This is a genomic window from Holdemanella sp. DFI.5.55 (genome assembly GCF_020593575.1).
Lineage (GTDB): Bacteria > Bacillota_I > Bacilli_A > Erysipelotrichales > Erysipelotrichaceae > Holdemanella > Holdemanella hominis.
Genome location: NZ_JAJDMK010000484.1, coordinates 1 through 208 on the forward strand (window position 1 = coordinate 1; position 208 = coordinate 208).

1 rRNA gene is annotated in these 208 nt (G+C 44.2%); it reads left to right on the top strand.

Annotated elements, in window-relative coordinates:
- Positions 1 to 208, top strand: a 23S ribosomal RNA gene (locus LJE08_RS14895); the annotation flags it as partial.

Sequence of the window (208 nt, forward strand, 5' to 3'; positions counted from 1 at the left end):
CTCGATTCCCTGAGTAGCGGCGAGCGAACGGGGAACAGCCCAAATTAAGAGAATACATTTGGAAGTTATAGAAGAATTAGCTGGGAAGCTAAACCATAGAGAGTGAAAGTCTCGTATTCAAAATGATAACCAAATGGTCTTTAAAAGAGTACCACAGAGCACCTGAAACTCGGTGGGAACATAGGGGGACCACCCCCTAAGACTAAAT